The 14455-nt window shown below is 68.6% G+C and carries 15 protein-coding genes; 8 read left to right on the top strand and 7 right to left on the bottom strand.

What is annotated here, in order from left to right:
* Nucleotides 1-10: 10 nt before the first annotated feature.
* The 3 genes from JOD67_RS24535 to JOD67_RS24525 all read left to right on the top strand — a co-directional run bounded on the left by JOD67_RS24535 (nucleotide 11) and on the right by JOD67_RS24525 (nucleotide 2137).
* Nucleotides 11-664, top strand: coding sequence for an HAD family hydrolase (locus tag JOD67_RS24535; protein WP_205120048.1), 654 nt, complete (start codon nucleotides 11-13; stop codon nucleotides 662-664).
* A 99-nt stretch (nucleotides 665-763) separates the two neighbouring features.
* Entirely contained in the window at nucleotides 764-1198 is a 435-nt protein-coding gene (locus JOD67_RS24530; protein ID WP_205120047.1) for a peptidase inhibitor family I36 protein, read from the top strand.
* Nucleotides 1199-1210: 12 nt separating this feature from the next.
* Nucleotides 1211-2137, top strand: coding sequence for a lipoprotein (locus JOD67_RS24525; protein ID WP_205120046.1), 927 nt, complete (start codon nucleotides 1211-1213; stop codon nucleotides 2135-2137).
* Between the two features lie 114 nt (nucleotides 2138-2251).
* Here the strand turns inward: JOD67_RS24525 and JOD67_RS24520 are convergent, their stop codons facing one another.
* Nucleotides 2252-2677, bottom strand: a complete 426-nt coding sequence (locus tag JOD67_RS24520; protein WP_205120045.1) for an acyl-CoA thioesterase — start codon at nucleotides 2675-2677, stop codon at nucleotides 2252-2254.
* A gap of 311 nt (nucleotides 2678-2988) precedes the next feature.
* On the opposite strand from JOD67_RS24520, the gene JOD67_RS24515 reads away from it, so the two are divergent.
* The 5 genes from JOD67_RS24515 to JOD67_RS24495 all read left to right on the top strand — a co-directional run bounded on the left by JOD67_RS24515 (nucleotide 2989) and on the right by JOD67_RS24495 (nucleotide 9067).
* Complete coding sequence (locus tag JOD67_RS24515; RefSeq protein ID WP_205120044.1) at nucleotides 2989-4611, top strand: ABC transporter substrate-binding protein; 1623 nt, start codon at nucleotides 2989-2991, stop codon at nucleotides 4609-4611.
* 97 nt (nucleotides 4612-4708) lie between these two features.
* The gene (locus JOD67_RS24510) at nucleotides 4709-5716 is read left to right on the top strand and encodes an ABC transporter permease (protein WP_239554026.1); all 1008 of its coding nucleotides are present in this window, start codon (nucleotides 4709-4711) and stop codon (nucleotides 5714-5716) included.
* 15 nt (nucleotides 5717-5731) lie between these two features.
* Nucleotides 5732-6757 carry an ABC transporter permease gene (locus JOD67_RS24505; RefSeq protein WP_205120042.1) on the top strand — a complete coding sequence of 342 codons (1026 nt, stop codon included), beginning with the start codon at nucleotides 5732-5734 and terminating at the stop codon, nucleotides 6755-6757.
* Nucleotides 6754-7782, top strand: coding sequence for an ABC transporter ATP-binding protein (locus tag JOD67_RS24500; protein WP_205120041.1), 1029 nt, complete (start codon nucleotides 6754-6756; stop codon nucleotides 7780-7782). The genes JOD67_RS24505 and JOD67_RS24500 overlap by 4 nt, the downstream gene beginning before the upstream one ends.
* 13 nt (nucleotides 7783-7795) lie before the next feature.
* Complete coding sequence (locus JOD67_RS24495; RefSeq protein WP_307782536.1) at nucleotides 7796-9067, top strand: ABC transporter ATP-binding protein; 1272 nt, start codon at nucleotides 7796-7798, stop codon at nucleotides 9065-9067.
* Nucleotides 9068-9207: 140 nt separating this feature from the next.
* On the opposite strand, the gene JOD67_RS24490 is transcribed toward JOD67_RS24495, so the two are convergent.
* The 6 genes from JOD67_RS24490 to JOD67_RS24465 form a co-directional block, all read right to left on the bottom strand.
* Nucleotides 9208-9900 (bottom strand): response regulator, encoded by a 693-nt coding sequence (locus tag JOD67_RS24490; protein WP_372442369.1) that lies wholly within the window; start codon nucleotides 9898-9900, stop codon nucleotides 9208-9210.
* Nucleotides 9894-11120, bottom strand: a complete 1227-nt coding sequence (locus JOD67_RS40405; protein WP_205120038.1) for a sensor histidine kinase — start codon at nucleotides 11118-11120, stop codon at nucleotides 9894-9896. The genes JOD67_RS24490 and JOD67_RS40405 overlap by 7 nt, the downstream gene beginning before the upstream one ends.
* Nucleotides 11121-11183: 63 nt before the next feature.
* Entirely contained in the window at nucleotides 11184-11822 is a 639-nt protein-coding gene (locus tag JOD67_RS24480; protein ID WP_205120037.1) for an NUDIX hydrolase, read from the bottom strand.
* Between the two features lie 9 nt (nucleotides 11823-11831).
* Nucleotides 11832-12998 (bottom strand): adenylosuccinate synthetase, encoded by a 1167-nt coding sequence (locus JOD67_RS24475; protein WP_205120036.1) that lies wholly within the window; start codon nucleotides 12996-12998, stop codon nucleotides 11832-11834.
* On the bottom strand, nucleotides 12995-13903 hold the full coding sequence (locus JOD67_RS24470; RefSeq protein WP_205120035.1) for a hypothetical protein: 909 nt from the start codon (nucleotides 13901-13903) through the stop codon (nucleotides 12995-12997). Before JOD67_RS24470 ends, JOD67_RS24475 begins: the two co-directional genes overlap by 4 nt.
* Before the next feature lie 90 nt (nucleotides 13904-13993).
* Nucleotides 13994-14449: a MarR family winged helix-turn-helix transcriptional regulator gene (locus JOD67_RS24465; RefSeq protein ID WP_205120034.1), complete on the bottom strand. Its 456-nt coding sequence runs from the start codon at nucleotides 14447-14449 to the stop codon at nucleotides 13994-13996.
* Nucleotides 14450-14455: the final 6 nt, after the last annotated feature.

Below are 14455 nucleotides of genomic sequence, written 5' to 3'. Positions count from 1 at the left end.
CTGAGGGCCTGTGAACGCGTTGCAGGGAGTGCTGTTCGACCTCGACGGCACGCTGGTCGACAGTGAGCCGCTGTGGTTCGAGGTCGGCCGTACGGTGATCGAACGGCACGGCGCGGTCTGGACCTCCGACAGCTCGACCAAGCTGCTGGGCGTCAACCTGCCGAAGATCGGCGAAGCCCTCCAGCGGGCGGTCGGTCGCGCCGACCTGAGCGGTGAGTACCTGCTGAACGAAGTCGTTGTCGAGATCTCGGGCCTGCTGCGTTCGTCGGTGATCTGGCGCCCCGGAGCGGTGTCGCTGTTGGCGTCGTTGAACGCGGCGAGGGTGCCGGTGGGCCTGGTGACGGCTTCGTACCAGCCGATTGTCGACGCGGTGAGGTCCCACCTGCCGGCCGGAACGTTCCAGACGACGGTGTCGGGGAACGACGTGAGCCAGGGCAAACCGCACCCGGAGAGCTACCTGCTGGGAGCCAAACGCCTGGGCCTGGAGCCGGAGCGCTGCGTGGCGATCGAGGACTCCCCGACCGGCATCGCGTCAGCAGAGGGAGCCGGCTGCCACGTGATCGGCATCCCCAGCCAGCAGCCGTTGCCGGAGTCCCCGGGCCGCCTGATCCTGACGAGCCTGGAAGAGATCGACCTTCCGCTCCTGCAGAGCCGAGTCGGCTGAGGCGCAAGGACGACGCAAGTACGGCGCAAGTGGGGCGATTTACCCTCGCACCGTGGAGATCCCGGATCCGCCGGGACTCGTGGAACCGGGGGTACCACGATGCTCAGAAGGCTCATCGTCGTCCTGGCCGCGATCGTTGCGGCGGTGGCGTTCGCACCGACGGCCGGCGCGACCGACTCCTCCGAGTCCGCGGCATCACTCGCACCCGAGGTCGCCGCGCCCGCGGAACCGGCAGCATCCACCTGTGAACCCGGCTACCTCTGCTTCTGGACCGAGGACGACTACCAAGGAGCAAAGGGCAAGGTCGCGGGCAACAACAAGTGGTGGGGCGCCTTCTCGCAGCCGGCCTGCCCACGTGGCACCTGGAACGACTGTGCTCAGTCGGCCAAGAACCGCGGGACTTCGTGTACGGCCATCGTGTACTCCGACGTCGACTACGGCGGCGCTCGTCACCCGATCGAGCGCGGCGGAAACCGGCCAATCCTCTGGTACTACGGGTGGAACCGAGTGATCAGCTCCAACAGCTGGTGCTAGAGCGTCCTCACCATGCGGCGCCTCTTCGCGTGGACGGTCGTCGCGACGTTGCTGCTCGCCGGGTGCGGTGCCTGCGGCCCGGCGAGCAGCCCGCCAGCTGCCGACCTCGATGCCCCCACTCTCGATGCCACTGCCCTCGACCTGGTGACTCAGTCAGGGTCCTTCCACCGCCGGCAGCATGCGGTCAAGGTGGCCGAGGAGACTCTCGTTGGTACCTGCATGCGAGCTGCGGGCCAGGACTATCCGACGAGGCTTCCGCCCCTGGATCACCGGACGGACGAGGACCGCGCGCTGCGGACCGAGGAGCGCCGCCGTACCGGGTACGGATTGTCGCTCGGCGCCGATGATGGTGTTCCGGCCATGGATCGACAGGTGCGTGGTCTGTCGGCGGAGCGACAGCAGGCGTTCGCCCGCGCCTTGTTCGGCGCTGAGGACAACAGGCGTGCGATCGAGGTGGCCGGAACGGGACCGGTCACCTTTCCTGGCGAAGGATGTCTTTTCGAGGCCCAGCAGGAGATCTACGGGGACATCCTCACCTGGGCGCGCGTCACGTATGTGCCCGAGGCGCTCAACAACAGGCTCGGTGGTTCCGTCACGAGCGCGCCCGCCTATCTGCGGACGATGCGCGGATGGAGTGCCTGCATGGCACGTCGCGGACATCGCTACGCGTCACCCGCGGAGGCGCAGGCGGACCTGACCAACCGCTATCGGGCGGGCAAGAGCGACCGGCTGCTCGAACAGGAGATCGCCGTCGCGGTCGCGGACGCCGACTGTGCGCGCGAAGGCGGCGTCGTGCGGCTGGTGCTCGACGAGAAGCGGCGCATGGCGAACGCGCTGCCGGAAGCTGAACGCCGTTCGCTCGCCGAGCTCGCCGAGGACTGGTCGCGAGCGGTGCGAACGGCCGGAACGATCGCCTTGGTCGCCTTACCCGGCCAATGACCGCTCTACCTGGCGTCCACCCCACGTAAAGCGGCTAAATGATCATGTAAACATGATCGTTGGCCCCAGGTCGGCCCGGACCGGGCGAACCAACGGCCGGGCGAACGATCGAGGCTAGAGGTCGAGCAGCTCGAGATTCGTCGCCAGCGAACGGAATCGCTCAGCCGGATCCGCGACCAGCCGACGCTGCTCCAGATCCAGGATCCCGACCACAGCGGTCAGCTCCGCCGACAGCACGCCGTCGGATACCCGGTGGAACTCCTGCCGCACCCGGAACGTCTTCCCGCCGGGCCACTCGAACACGCACGACACGTCCACCTCGTCGCCAGAGCGCAGCTCGCGCAGGAACCGGATGGTCGTCTCCAGAGCCACCGGGCCCACGCCCGAAGCGATCAGCTTGTCCTGCGGGACCCCGATCGCGCGCATGAACTCCCAGCGCGCGTGTTCCCCGTACTGCAGATAGACGGCCTGGTTGAGATGTCCCTGGGTGTCGACCTCGTACCCGCGGACCCCGATCCGGACCGTGAACGGCTTGCTCATCGTCGTGCGATCTCCCTCGCGACTTCCACTCCGCGCCGCCCACCCCCGCGGATCCACGTCAGGTCCCCGCCATTAAGGTTACCCGACGGTAGCGAGCCCGAGGCCGCAGCGAGAATCGTACGTATCGGACAGTTCACCACGCACTTCCGGCCGGCGAACTCGACAGCGCGAGGAATTGCTGCCAATCTCGCCGATCGTTAAAGAATCGCGACCCGGTGAGGATGGCGAACAAGTTCCGGCTGAGAGTCGGGGGAGCTATCGTGCGGGGTCAGGTCCGGATCGGGCCACTCACGGACAACCGAGGTGGGAGCATGCGACTGAGCTGGGGCCGTAAGGCCATGGTGCTCGCGGCGGGAAGTGCGCTCGCACTGGCCCTCGCCGCCTGCGGTGGCGACGGAAACGGGGGAGGCGCCGCGCCGACGAGCGGCTCGAGCGGCGGTGAGCAAAAGCCCCTGGTGTTCGGTACGACAGACGCGTTCGGCACGGTCGACCCCGCGGGCTCCTACGACAACCCGGGTTGGGAGATCCTCTACAACACCGGGCAGACGCTGCTCGCCATCCCGCCGAAGGGCACGCAACCCGAGCCCGACGCCGCGGAGAAGTGCGACTTCAGCGACCCGAAGACGTACGTCTGCACGCTGCGCGCCGGCCTGAAGTTCTCCGACGGCAGCGCGCTCGACAGTGCCGACGTCAAGACGACGTTCGACCGGATGATCAAGATCGCCGACCCGAACGGTCCGTCCAGCATCTTCGCCGACCAGCTCGAGACCGTCGAGGCGACGGACGCGACCACGGTGACGTTCAAGCTGAAGATCGCCGACACCACGTGGCCGTACCGCCTCACCACCGCCGCGGCGACGATCGTCCCGTCGGAGTACGCGCAGGACAAGCTGCAGGAGAGCACGCCCGAGACGGTCATCCTGTCCGGCGTCTACAAGATCGAGAAGTACGACCCCTCGCAGCAGATCATTCTGGCGCCGAACGAGAACTACCAGGGCTCCAAGGAGCGCAAGAACAGCAAGGTCCTCATCCAGCTCTTCAAGGACGAGGCCTCGCTGAAGACCGCGGTCGAGAGCGGCGACATCCAGGTCGCGTACCGCAGCCTGAACCCGACGCTGATCAAGGACCTGCAGGACAACGGCGCCGCCAAGGGCGTGAAGGTCGTCACCGGCGACGGCACCGGCATCAGCTATTTGGTGTTCAACAACAAGAAGGCTCCGTTCGACAAGAAGGAAGTACGGCAGGCCGCCGCCGCGCTCCTCGACCGGACCACGATCGCCAAGCTGGCGTACAACGACACCGTGCAGCCGCTCTACACGATGGTGCCGAAGGGCATGGACGGGCACGTCGAGGCGTTCAAGGACCTCTACGGCGACAAGCCCGACCCCGCGAAGGCGAAGACGCTGCTGCAGACGGCCGGCGTGACCACGCCGCTCAAGGTGCAGATGTGGTACAGCCCCGACCACTACGGCGAGGCGTCCGCGGACATGTACCAGGAGATCGAGCGGCAGCTCGAGGCCGGCGGGCTGTTCGACATCGAGCTCAAGACGATCGCGTGGGAGCAGTACAAGGAGCAGTACGCGGCCGGCGCGTTCCAGGCGTTCCAACTCGGCTGGTACCCGGACTTCCCGGACCCGGACAACTACCTGTCCCCGTTCTACGCGACGAACAACTTCATCGGTGACGGCCTCGGCTACTCCGACCCGAAGGCAGACGAGCTGCTGACGTCGGAGAAGACCGAGCAGGACCCGGCGAAGCGCAAGACCACGATGGAAGAGCTGCAGAAGTACGAGGCCGACGTCGCGCCGATGATCCCGATCTGGCAGGACAAGATGATCGCGGCAGTGCGCGACGGTATCACCGGAGTCGAGGAGACCTTCGACCCGCTGTACACGTTCCGGTTCTGGCTCGTCGACACCAGCAAGGCGAAGTAGCAGTTGACCTGAGTGGGGCTCCGCGTACGAGCGGAGCCCCACTGTTGTTCACGACCGGGGAAGGACGGTTCAGAAGGTGGCGGCAGGTTCGGGGTCCATGCGTCAGTACCTGCTGGTCCGGCTAGGCCTGGTCATCCCGAACATCTTCGTCCTGCTCACGTTGGTGTTCCTGCTGCTGCGGGTCGCTCCGGGTGACCCGATCTCGGCGGCCCTCGGCGGCCGGCTCCCTCCCGAGGTTCTCGCCGAACGTCGGGCCGCGGCCGGGTACGACCGACCGCTCATCGTGCAGTACTTCGACTATCTCGGCGACGTGCTTCGCTTCGACCTCGGTACGGCGGTCAGCGACAACCGGCCCGTGACGACGATCCTCTCGATCAACGGCGGCGCCACGATCAGCCTCGCGGTCTCCGCGATCATCATCGCGATCGTCATCGGGCTCCCGCTCGGTCTGCTGGCGGCCCGCTACCGGAACTCGGTGTTCGACGTCGTGGTCCGGATCTTCGGCATCCTCACGTACGCGGCGCCGGTGTTCTTCGTCGGTGTCATCGCGATCACCATCTTCACCGGCATGCTCGGCTGGCTGCCGTCCGGCCAGCAGGCCGGGCCGATCTACCAGGCCACGGTCGAGGCGAAGACCAACATCTTCCTGCTGGACGCGTTACTCGCCGGCAACGGCGAGGCGTTCGTCGACGGCGTCGAGCACATCATCATGCCGGCGGTCACGCTCGGGTTACTGGTGATGGGCGTGCTGGTGCGCATGATCCGGGTGAACGTGGCGCAGACGCTGCGCGACGACTACGTCGAGGCCGCCCGCGCCCGTGGCATTCCGGAACGCCGCGTCGTCTTCCACCACGCGTTCCGCAACGCGATGGTCCCGTTCGTCACCGTGCTCGGCCTGCAGGTCGCGCTGCTCCTGTCCGGCGCGATCCTCACCGAGTCGACGTTCAGCTGGCCGGGCGTCGGCTCGGAGCTGGTCCGCTACATCAACGCCCGTGACTATGTCGCGGTCCAGGGCATCATGACGATGGTGGCGCTCGCCGTCACCCTCATCAGCTTCCTCATCGACCTCGTCAACGCACTCATCGACCCGCGAGTGCGGTACTGAGGGGAGTTTGGACTGATGGCGATCACACCCACCGTCGAACCAGGCGAACCGATCCACGCGGGCGATCGACGGCGCTCCTGGCTGGTCCGGTTGGCGCTGGCCGTCGCGACGCCGTACCGGCAGTCCGCCGGCATCGCGCGCGGCATGCTCATCGCGGGCACCGTTCTCACCGGCCTGATGATCATCCTCGCGGTCTTCGCGCCGTTGATCGCGCCGTACGACTTCGACCAGGTCGCCGGCGACGACGGGCAGCGTTTCGCCAAGCAGGCACCGCCGTCCGGCGAGCACTGGTTCGGAACGAACGTGCAGACGTTCGACGTGTTCTCCCGTGTGGTGTGGGGCGCGCAGACCGAGCTCAAGGTCGTGCTGCTGTCGCTGGCGTTGACCATCGTCGTGGGCGTCCTGCTCGGCCTCGTTTCCGGCTTCGTCGGCGGCTGGCTGGACCGCGTGCTCGTGTTGATCATGGACGCGTTGTTCGCGTTTCCCTATCTGCTGTTGGCGATCGTGGTGTCGTTCCTGCTGGCAGGCAAGCTCGGCAGCGGCATCGTCACGGCGGCGGTGTCGGTGACCGTGGTGTACGTACCGCAGTACTTCCGCGTCGTGCGCAACAGCACGGTGAGCGCGAAGGAGGCGACGTACGTCGAAGCCGCGCGAGCGATTGGCGCGCCACCGTTGACGATCATGATGCGCTACCTGTTCACGAACGTCGTGCAGAGCGTGCCGGTGATCGCGACGCTGAACGCCGCCGACGCGGTGGGAACCCTTGCCGCGTTGGGGTTCCTCGGCTACGGCATCCAGGCGACCGAGGCGTCGGAGTGGGGCTACGACCTCAACCGCGCGGTCGACGACGCGTCGGTCGGCATCTGGTGGACCGGCGCGTTCCCCGGCCTCGCGATCGTTGTACTGGTCGTCGGTCTGACGTTGGTCGGTGAGGGGCTGAACGAGACGTTGAACCCGACGCTGCGCGTACGGAGGCTGCTGCCGGTCGTGCTGCCACCACGCAAGCCGAAGGCCGCCGCCGCGGAAGGGAGCGGCCGATGAGCGGCGAACGGGTTCTGTCGGTCTCGGACCTGCGGGTCTGGTACGGCACCGAGCGTGGACCTGTCCGGGCTGTCGATGGCGTGTCGTTCAACCTGCACGCCGGCGAAACCCTAGGCCTGGTTGGCGAATCTGGCTGCGGCAAGTCGACCCTCGGCCGCGGCGTGCTGGGTCTGCTGCCCGCCGGGGCGAAGGCGGACGGCGAGATCGACTTCAAGGGCACCGACCTGCTCGGCGTCGGCCGCCGCGAGCTCGAGGATCTGCGCGGGCCCGAGCTCGGGATGATCTTCCAGGAGCCGCTGACCCGGCTCAATCCGTTGATGCGGATCTCCGAGCACTTCGAGGAGACGCTCCGGACGCACGAGCCGAGCATCGGCAAGGACGAGACCCGGCGGCGCTCGATCGACACGCTGCGCCGGATGGGCATCCCGCCGACGCGGTACCGCGCGTTCCCGCACGAGTTCTCCGGCGGCATGCGGCAGCGCATCATGATCGCGCTGGCATTGGTGCTGCGGCCGGCGTTCATCGTCGCCGACGAGCCGACGACCGCGTTGGACGTTCTGGTCGAGGCGCAGATCATCCGGATCCTCGCCGACCTGCGCCGCAACTTCGACACCGCGCTGCTGCTGATCACGCACAACCTGGGCATCGTCGCGGAGGCGTGCGACCGGGTCGCGGTGATGTACGCCGGCGGCATCGTCGAGGAGGGCGACGCGCGCGAGGTGTTCGGTGCGCCGCAGCACCCGTACACGCGGGAGCTGCTGCGGTCGACGATCTCCTTGCAGACCACGGGACTGCATTACATCCCGGGCTCGCCGCCGGACCTGGTCGAGCCGCCGTCGGGGTGCCGGTTCCATCCGCGTTGCCCGGACGCGATGGAGGTGTGCTCCAAACAGGATCCGATCGAGGTCATGACGCCACAGGGCCAGCGGGTGACGTGCTGGCTGCACGGGCCGGAGGCCGAGATCCCGTCGGGTGGGCGCGCGCGGCTGGTGCGAGAGGAGATCGACGTTGCCGACGAAGCCTGAGGCCTCCGCCTCTGTGTCTGCCTCTGACGACCGTGAGGTCATCATCGAGGCGCGCGATCTCGAGGTCCATTTCGCCTTGCGTGGTGGGTCGTTGGGCCGCGTCTTCGGTGCCGGCGGGGGAGTGGTCAAGGCCGTCGACGGGGTCTCGTTCCAGCTCCACCGCGGTGAGGTGCTCGGCATCGTGGGGGAGTCGGGCAGTGGCAAGACCACGCTCGGGCGGGCCGTGCTCGGTCTCGTTCAGCCGACGGGTGGGCAGCTGCTCTATCGCGGGCAGGACCTTTCCAAGCTTTCCGAGAAGGAGCTGCGCCCGTTCCGGAAGAACCTGCAGATGGTGTTCCAGGACCCGTCCGCTGCGCTGAACCCGTCGATGGACATCGAGACCGCGGTCGGGCATCCGCTGGTGATCCACAAGGCGGTCTCGTCGAAGGCCGAGCGTCTGGCCAAGGTCTCCGAGGCGCTGGAACGGGTGGGGCTGTCCCCGGTCGAGCGGTTCCTGACGAAGTACCCGAGCGACCTGTCCGGTGGGCAGAAGCAGCGGGCGGTGCTGGCGCGGGCGATCATCATGCGGCCGGAGTTGCTGGTCGCGGACGAGCCGGTGTCGATGCTGGACATGTCGGTGCGGGCGAAGATCCTCGAGCTGATGCTGGAGCTGAAGAGCGACCTGGATCTCACGTACGTCTACATCACGCACGACCTGGCGACCGCGAAGTTCTTCTGCGACCGGATCGCGATCTGCTACCTCGGCCGAGTGGTCGAGATCGGGCCGACGGCGGAGATCTTCGCCGATCCCAAGCACCCGTACACGAAGGCGTTGCTGAAGGCCGTTCCCGAGCCGGACCCGTCGAAGTCGGTGGCCCGCGACCTGCCGCGCGGCGAGATCCCCGACGCCGCAGCGCCGCCGCTGGGCTGCTCGTTCCATCCGCGCTGCCCGGTCGCGTTCGACGCGTGCGGATGGGAGACCCGCGACCTGCGCGCGCTGCTGGAGCAGCACTGGGTGGCGATGCCGGAGGAGGAGTACGAGTCGGAGCGGGCGATCGTCGGCAACCTCGACGACCTCGACGCCGCCAGCCACACCGCGGTGCTCCGCCCCGGTCGCGGCTTCGCGTCGGAGGACGTTCAGGCGCTCCTCGACCGCGTGCGCGCTGCTGATCCTGACGAGCCCCTGTGGCGTGGCGTGCGCGGTGTCGAGACGCGGCCGAACGAGGTGCAGATCGACTTCGACCCGGGCACCGACCCCGAGCTCCGCCTCTCCAACACCGTCGACGTCGCCTGCCACCTGTACTGATCGCCTCTCGCGCCGAGCCTCACGGCATCCCGGGCCAATGATCATGTTGACATGATCATTGGCCACTTTGCGTGGGGTGGACGCCAGGTAGAGGGGCCACTGGCCGTGTAAACCTGATCGTTGGCGGCGCGCGGCGCGACCTAGGTCGCGCCGCCGGGGCGGGTGAGGCCGCTCTCGTAGGCGAAGACCACGGCCTGGACGCGATCGCGCAAGCCCAACTTGGCGAGCACGTTGCCCACGTGGGTCTTCACGGTCGTCTCCGACACGAACAGCTCGCCCGCGATCTCGTTGTTGGACAGGCCGCGTGCCACGTGCCGCAGGACTTCGCGTTCGCGTTCGGTCAAGCGGGCAACGAGATCGTTGACCTTCTCGTTCGGACTCGACAGGTTCTGCGCGAAGCGGTCGAGCAGTCGCCGAGTGACGCCGGGGGCGACGACGGCGTCGCCGCGGGCGACGATGCGGATGGCTTCGACGAGGTCGTCAGGCGGTACGTCCTTCAGCAGGAAGCCCGACGCTCCGGCCTTCAACGCCTCGACGATGTACTCGTCGAGGTCGAACGTCGTCAGCACGAGCACCTTCACCGAGCTCGAACGGTCCGTGCCCGTGATCTGCCGGGTGGCCTCGACGCCGTCCATCCGCGGCATCCGGATGTCCATCAGGACCACGTCCGGCTGCAGCGCCCGCGCCTCACTGACCGCCTTCTCGCCGTCGCCTGCCTCGCCGACCACGGCGATGTCCGGCTCGGACTCGAGGATCATCTTGAAGCCGGTACGCAGCAACGGCTGGTCGTCGACGAGCAGTACCCGAACCGGCGTCGCAGGTGTGGTCACGATGCCACCCGGTCGAGCGGCAGCCGTGCGACGACCTCGAAGCCGCCGACCGAACGCGGTCGTGTCTCCAACGTTCCTCCGTTCAACGTGACCCGCTCCCGCATCCCGACCAACCCATGCCCCGGACGCCGCCCGGGAGTAGCAGGCCGGCCGCGACCACCGTCGTCCGTCACCGCGACCACCACGGCGTCCGGCTCGTACCGCAACAGCACGGCCGCGCGCGTCGGCCCGGCGTGCTTCAACGTGTTCGTGAGCGACTCCTGGACGACCCGGAAGATCGCCAGGTCCACGCTCGACGGCAACGGACGCTCCGAGCCGACCACCGTGAAGTCGACCTCCAGACCAGCCTCGCGAGCCCGCTCCAGCAGATGGTCGAGCTCGGAGACGCCAGCCTGCGGCGCCAGCTCGCGCGCCTCCGTACCCTCGTCGGTCTCGCGCAAAGCGCCGACGATCCGGCGCATCTCGGCGAGCGCCTCCCGCCCGGTCTCCTCGACCGCCTGCATCGCCTCGATGCTGCGATCCGGCGCCCGCTTCACCGTGCGCCGGGCGGCCGCCGCCTGAACGGTCATCACGCTCACGTGGTGGGCGACGACGTCGTGCAGCTCCCGCGCCACGCGCGTCCGTTCCTCCGCCAGCGCGGCACGGACCTCCGCGGCGGCCGTACGTTCCAACCGGTCCGCGCGGTCCTCGAGGTCGTCGAGATAGATCCGGCGCGCACGCAGCGTTCGGCCGACGGCCCACAGCCCGATGAACTGGATGACGATCGCGCCGAGCACCTCCGGCCCGAGCGCCTGGCCCTGCGCGGCGAACGACTCCTGGTGCATGAACGCGTAGACCAGCGAGCCGCCCGTCGACGCGGCGACGATGAGCAGCCCAGGCAGCAGCGCCGCGTGCATGCCGAGCGTGTACGTCGCGACGAGAACGGCGAACGAGCCGCCCAGCGAGCTGTAGCCGAGGAAGCCGGCGAGGTAGTACCCAGCGCCGACGGCGAGCGCGACCAGCACCGGGTACCGGCGTCGCACCGCCAGCGGCGCGCCGGCGGCGAGGGCGAAGAGCACCGCCCAGAAGTCCGGGTCCCGGAACGGGGGCGCGCCGGCGCCATAGTCGCGGACCAGCAGCCCGAGCAGGTTGGCGATCGTGACGACGACCGCGAATCCGATGTCGATCTTCTGCAGGTGGGCGCGGAACCAGAACAGCGGTCGCGCTCCACGTTGCTCCTGCACGAACCGAGCCTATGGCGCCTCGGCGCGTGCGGACTCATCCGTGCAGGTGAGATCGGCTCCGACCTACGGGGGAGTGACCCACCGCCACACCGCCGCAGGACGTCCGGTGGCGCGCACCCGGGTGCGTTCGTCGGTACGTTCCAGGCCCTCGATGCCCGCCAGCGTCCGGTTCAGGTTGCCGGGGTCGGGTCGCGTGGCGGTCAGCGTGGCCGTAAGCGAGACCGCCCGGGTCGCCGGGAACGCCTCGCCGGTGAGTGCCCGCGTGAACGCCAGGTCCCTCCACAGCTTCCCCGCCAAGAGACCCCGCGAGGTGGCGACGATCTGGTCGTGGTCGAACGCCAGCCTCGGGTGGTCGTCGAACGGCACCCACTGCGCGAGCGTGTCGCCGTCGTACTGGCCGATCACCGCCCACATCGCGATCGACAGGGTCGGGCCGCGCGGGTCCCGGTTCGGTTCGTCGAACGTGACGAGCTGCCCGACCGCCAGGATGTGGTCAGCGGGAACGCCGAGCTTCTCCGTCACCGCGCGCCGCGCGTCGCCCTCGAGCCGCGCACCGAGCCCGAGCAGGACGCCGGGCAGCGCGCGCCGACCCTCGTACGGGCCACGCGGGCGCCGCGCGATGCCGAACGTGACCTGCCCGTCGTCAGGCCAGAATCGCAGCGCGACGACGTCGATCGAGACGGCGGACTGATCGAGCTCCACGATCAGCGATCATGCCGCAACCCTGCTCCTGCGGTCGGCGCGGTCCGGACCGTAGGCGGTGAGGACCACCGGGACGCCCAGCTGCTCCTCGATCCACGGCACCGGATCGGCCGGCATCGACGTGAGCACGGGCTCCGCGGTGGTCAGCAGCTTGGTGAGCCGCTCCTGGTAGGCGAGGTCCTGCCACGGACCGCAGGGCAACTCGTCGACCAGCCCCTCCTCGGTGAGGTACGCCGCGGCCGCCTGCCCGGGAGCGACGTCCAGATGCGTGACCGCGAGCCCGTCGACACCGCCGCAGGAAGCGATCGCGTACCGCAGCAGGATCGGGTCGAAGTGCCCGAGCCGGAACGCCCCCTGGAACTCGCCGGTGGCGTTGTGCGGCTCGGGATGGCGCAGCGTCGGATCCTCGGTCGGGAACGGACCCGCGCCATGCCTGGTTTGGTATGTCCGCACGACGCCGAGCACGTACGTGCCACCCAGCCGGCGGGCGTTCCGTGGCTCCACGGTCGACCACGTCGTGTGCGGATGAAACCCACGCCACTCGTCCAGCAACACTCCTTGCGCGCCCTCGAAGACGAGCCGCCCGCTCGGCAGAGAGTCGACGATCCGTACCGCCGAGGCGAACTCGCGATAGAGCGCGACGAGCTCATCGACCGAGCTGGGTCCGACCAGCGGCTCGTAGTGCCTGGCGAGTTCCTCGAGCTGCCGCCGGAGCCGGCCCGGGTCGCGGCAGTCCGCGACCTGTGGCGCCTCGCGGGTCAGTGCGTACGACGCCGTCTCGCCGATCCCCTTGCCGCACGAGCCGTGCCGGCGGGTCTCGTCGCGCGCCCGGTTGGCGGCGACGTGGATCGGGGTGGTGAGCAGCGCCCGTTCGTGTACCGAGACAAGCGCCAACGGATCGGCGACGCCCAGCGCCTCGAGCGCGCGGGCCTCGGCCGCGAGCGCGATCGGCTCGACCAACATGTGCTCGGACAGCAGGGTGGGCACCCCCGAGAAGGTGCCCGACCCGAACTGGGAGAACGTGTGGTGCCGACCCTCGGCGACCACGTTGTGCGCGGCCTGGGCGCCACCGTTGAACCGGACGACCGCGGCGACGGGCCGGGTGGCGCACAGCCAGTCGACGGTCGCGCCCTTGCCGGCGTCGCCGAAACCGAGGTCGACGACGATGACGTTCATCGGGTCGCCAGCGCCTTCCGTACCGCGGCGGCCTCGTCGCCCGAACCGATGTCGCCGAGGTCGGCGAGCCCGGTACGTACGTCGATGCGGTCCTCACCGACGCCGACGATCAGCGCGATGAGCTCGCACACCGCGGCCGGGTCCGGCAGCTTCACGAACCGCTCGCCGAGCAGCCGCTGCCAGTGGTCCTCGATGTCCAGGTGGTCGTAGTAGCTCGACCCACCGGGCAGGATGTACGTGACGTGCCAGCGCTCCTCGAGCGTGGCGTAGATCGACGGGACCGAGACGTCCTGCGGAAGGTCGTCGCCGATCACCGCGCGCACGTGTCGCCGCGCCAGCCGCGGCTTGTTCAGCTCGTCGCCGATGATGAACAGATAGCCCTTCTTCTGCCGCTTCTCCCACGCGTCGGTGGCGATGTGGCGCGCCATGAAGTACGCGGCGAGCTCGTAGCTCTCCGACTTCTGCCCGCCACCGTTGCCCTCCAGGAAGATCGTGCGCAGCTGCTCGTCCATCCGGTTGTCGGACTCGAACTGACCGATCTGCAGCGGCACGCGGTCGCTGTCGGCGTCGCCGATCCCGCCGAACAGGATCTGCGGGTCGTCGGCGTACCCCTTGTCGACCAGCAGACCGTGCAGCTTGCCGAGCTTGCTCTGCATGACGCGCGGCACGCGCCCCATCGAGCCGGTGACGTCGAACAGCACCGCGATCGGCAGCGAGTGGGCGTGGTCGTCGGAGTCGCGGCTCTCCCGGAAGGCGTCCTTCGGGTCGAGCGACGGGTGGACTGCCCACGCCGAGCTGGGCAGGTCGCGCAGATCGGCGGTGTAGCCGAAGTCGTCGAGGCCGCGGGCTCTGCGGTACGTGCGTGCCGCGGTGTACGTGTCGTCGTCCCAGTGTCCGTATCCCATGGTGTCCCCTCCACTTGGTTGGCGTCGTTTTAGTCTAGACGACTAAAACGAGGACGTCGAGAGGCAGTTGACAATCCCGGAGGAGCGGGGTCAGTGCTGCTTGGCGGCGGCGACGAGCTCTTGCATGCGTTCGAACAGTCGGGTGAGGTCGATGCGGAGCGGCTCGAGGCGTTCGGCGGGGAAGTCGGTGAACAGGTCGCGGAGGAGCTCGTCCTGCATCGCCTGGAGTCGGGCCGTGAAGGCGTCGCCCTTCTTGGTGGGCGTTACCAGCGTGGAGCGCCGGTCGTCGGGATGCGCGGACCTGGTGACGTGCCCGCTCTCGGCGAGTCGGTCGACCAGGCCGGTGACCGTACGCGGCGTGACGTCGAGCCGTTTCGCCAACCGATGCGACGGCATCGCGCCCTCTTCGCCGAGCGCCCACAGCAGGTGGACGCGCGCCGGCGTCATGCCCTCGCGTTCGGCGAACTCGGCCAGGTCCTCCGCGAGCACCATGCTGATCCCCTGCAGGAGCCCGAGGACCGCGGTGGCTGGCGTGTCGGAAGTCATATAGTG

This window comes from Tenggerimyces flavus (assembly GCF_016907715.1).
Lineage (GTDB): Bacteria > Actinomycetota > Actinomycetes > Propionibacteriales > Actinopolymorphaceae > Tenggerimyces > Tenggerimyces flavus.
This window is presented reverse-complemented; position numbering and strand designations above follow the sequence as displayed.

Coding starts and splice junctions, on each gene's coding strand:
- JOD67_RS24530 (WP_205120047.1), top strand. CDS start 764: ATGCTCAGAAGGCTCATCGTCGTCCTGGCCGCGATCGTTGCGGCGGTG.
- JOD67_RS24525 (WP_205120046.1), top strand. CDS start 1,211: ATGCGGCGCCTCTTCGCGTGGACGGTCGTCGCGACGTTGCTGCTCGCC.
- JOD67_RS24520 (WP_205120045.1), bottom strand. CDS start 2,677: ATGAGCAAGCCGTTCACGGTCCGGATCGGGGTCCGCGGGTACGAGGTC.
- JOD67_RS24515 (WP_205120044.1), top strand. CDS start 2,989: ATGCGACTGAGCTGGGGCCGTAAGGCCATGGTGCTCGCGGCGGGAAGT.
- JOD67_RS24510 (WP_239554026.1), top strand. CDS start 4,709: ATGCGTCAGTACCTGCTGGTCCGGCTAGGCCTGGTCATCCCGAACATC.
- JOD67_RS24505 (WP_205120042.1), top strand. CDS start 5,732: ATGGCGATCACACCCACCGTCGAACCAGGCGAACCGATCCACGCGGGC.
- JOD67_RS24500 (WP_205120041.1), top strand. CDS start 6,754: ATGAGCGGCGAACGGGTTCTGTCGGTCTCGGACCTGCGGGTCTGGTAC.
- JOD67_RS24475 (WP_205120036.1), bottom strand. CDS start 12,998: ATGAACGTCATCGTCGTCGACCTCGGTTTCGGCGACGCCGGCAAGGGC.
- JOD67_RS24470 (WP_205120035.1), bottom strand. CDS start 13,903: ATGGGATACGGACACTGGGACGACGACACGTACACCGCGGCACGCACG.
- JOD67_RS24465 (WP_205120034.1), bottom strand. CDS start 14,449: ATGACTTCCGACACGCCAGCCACCGCGGTCCTCGGGCTCCTGCAGGGG.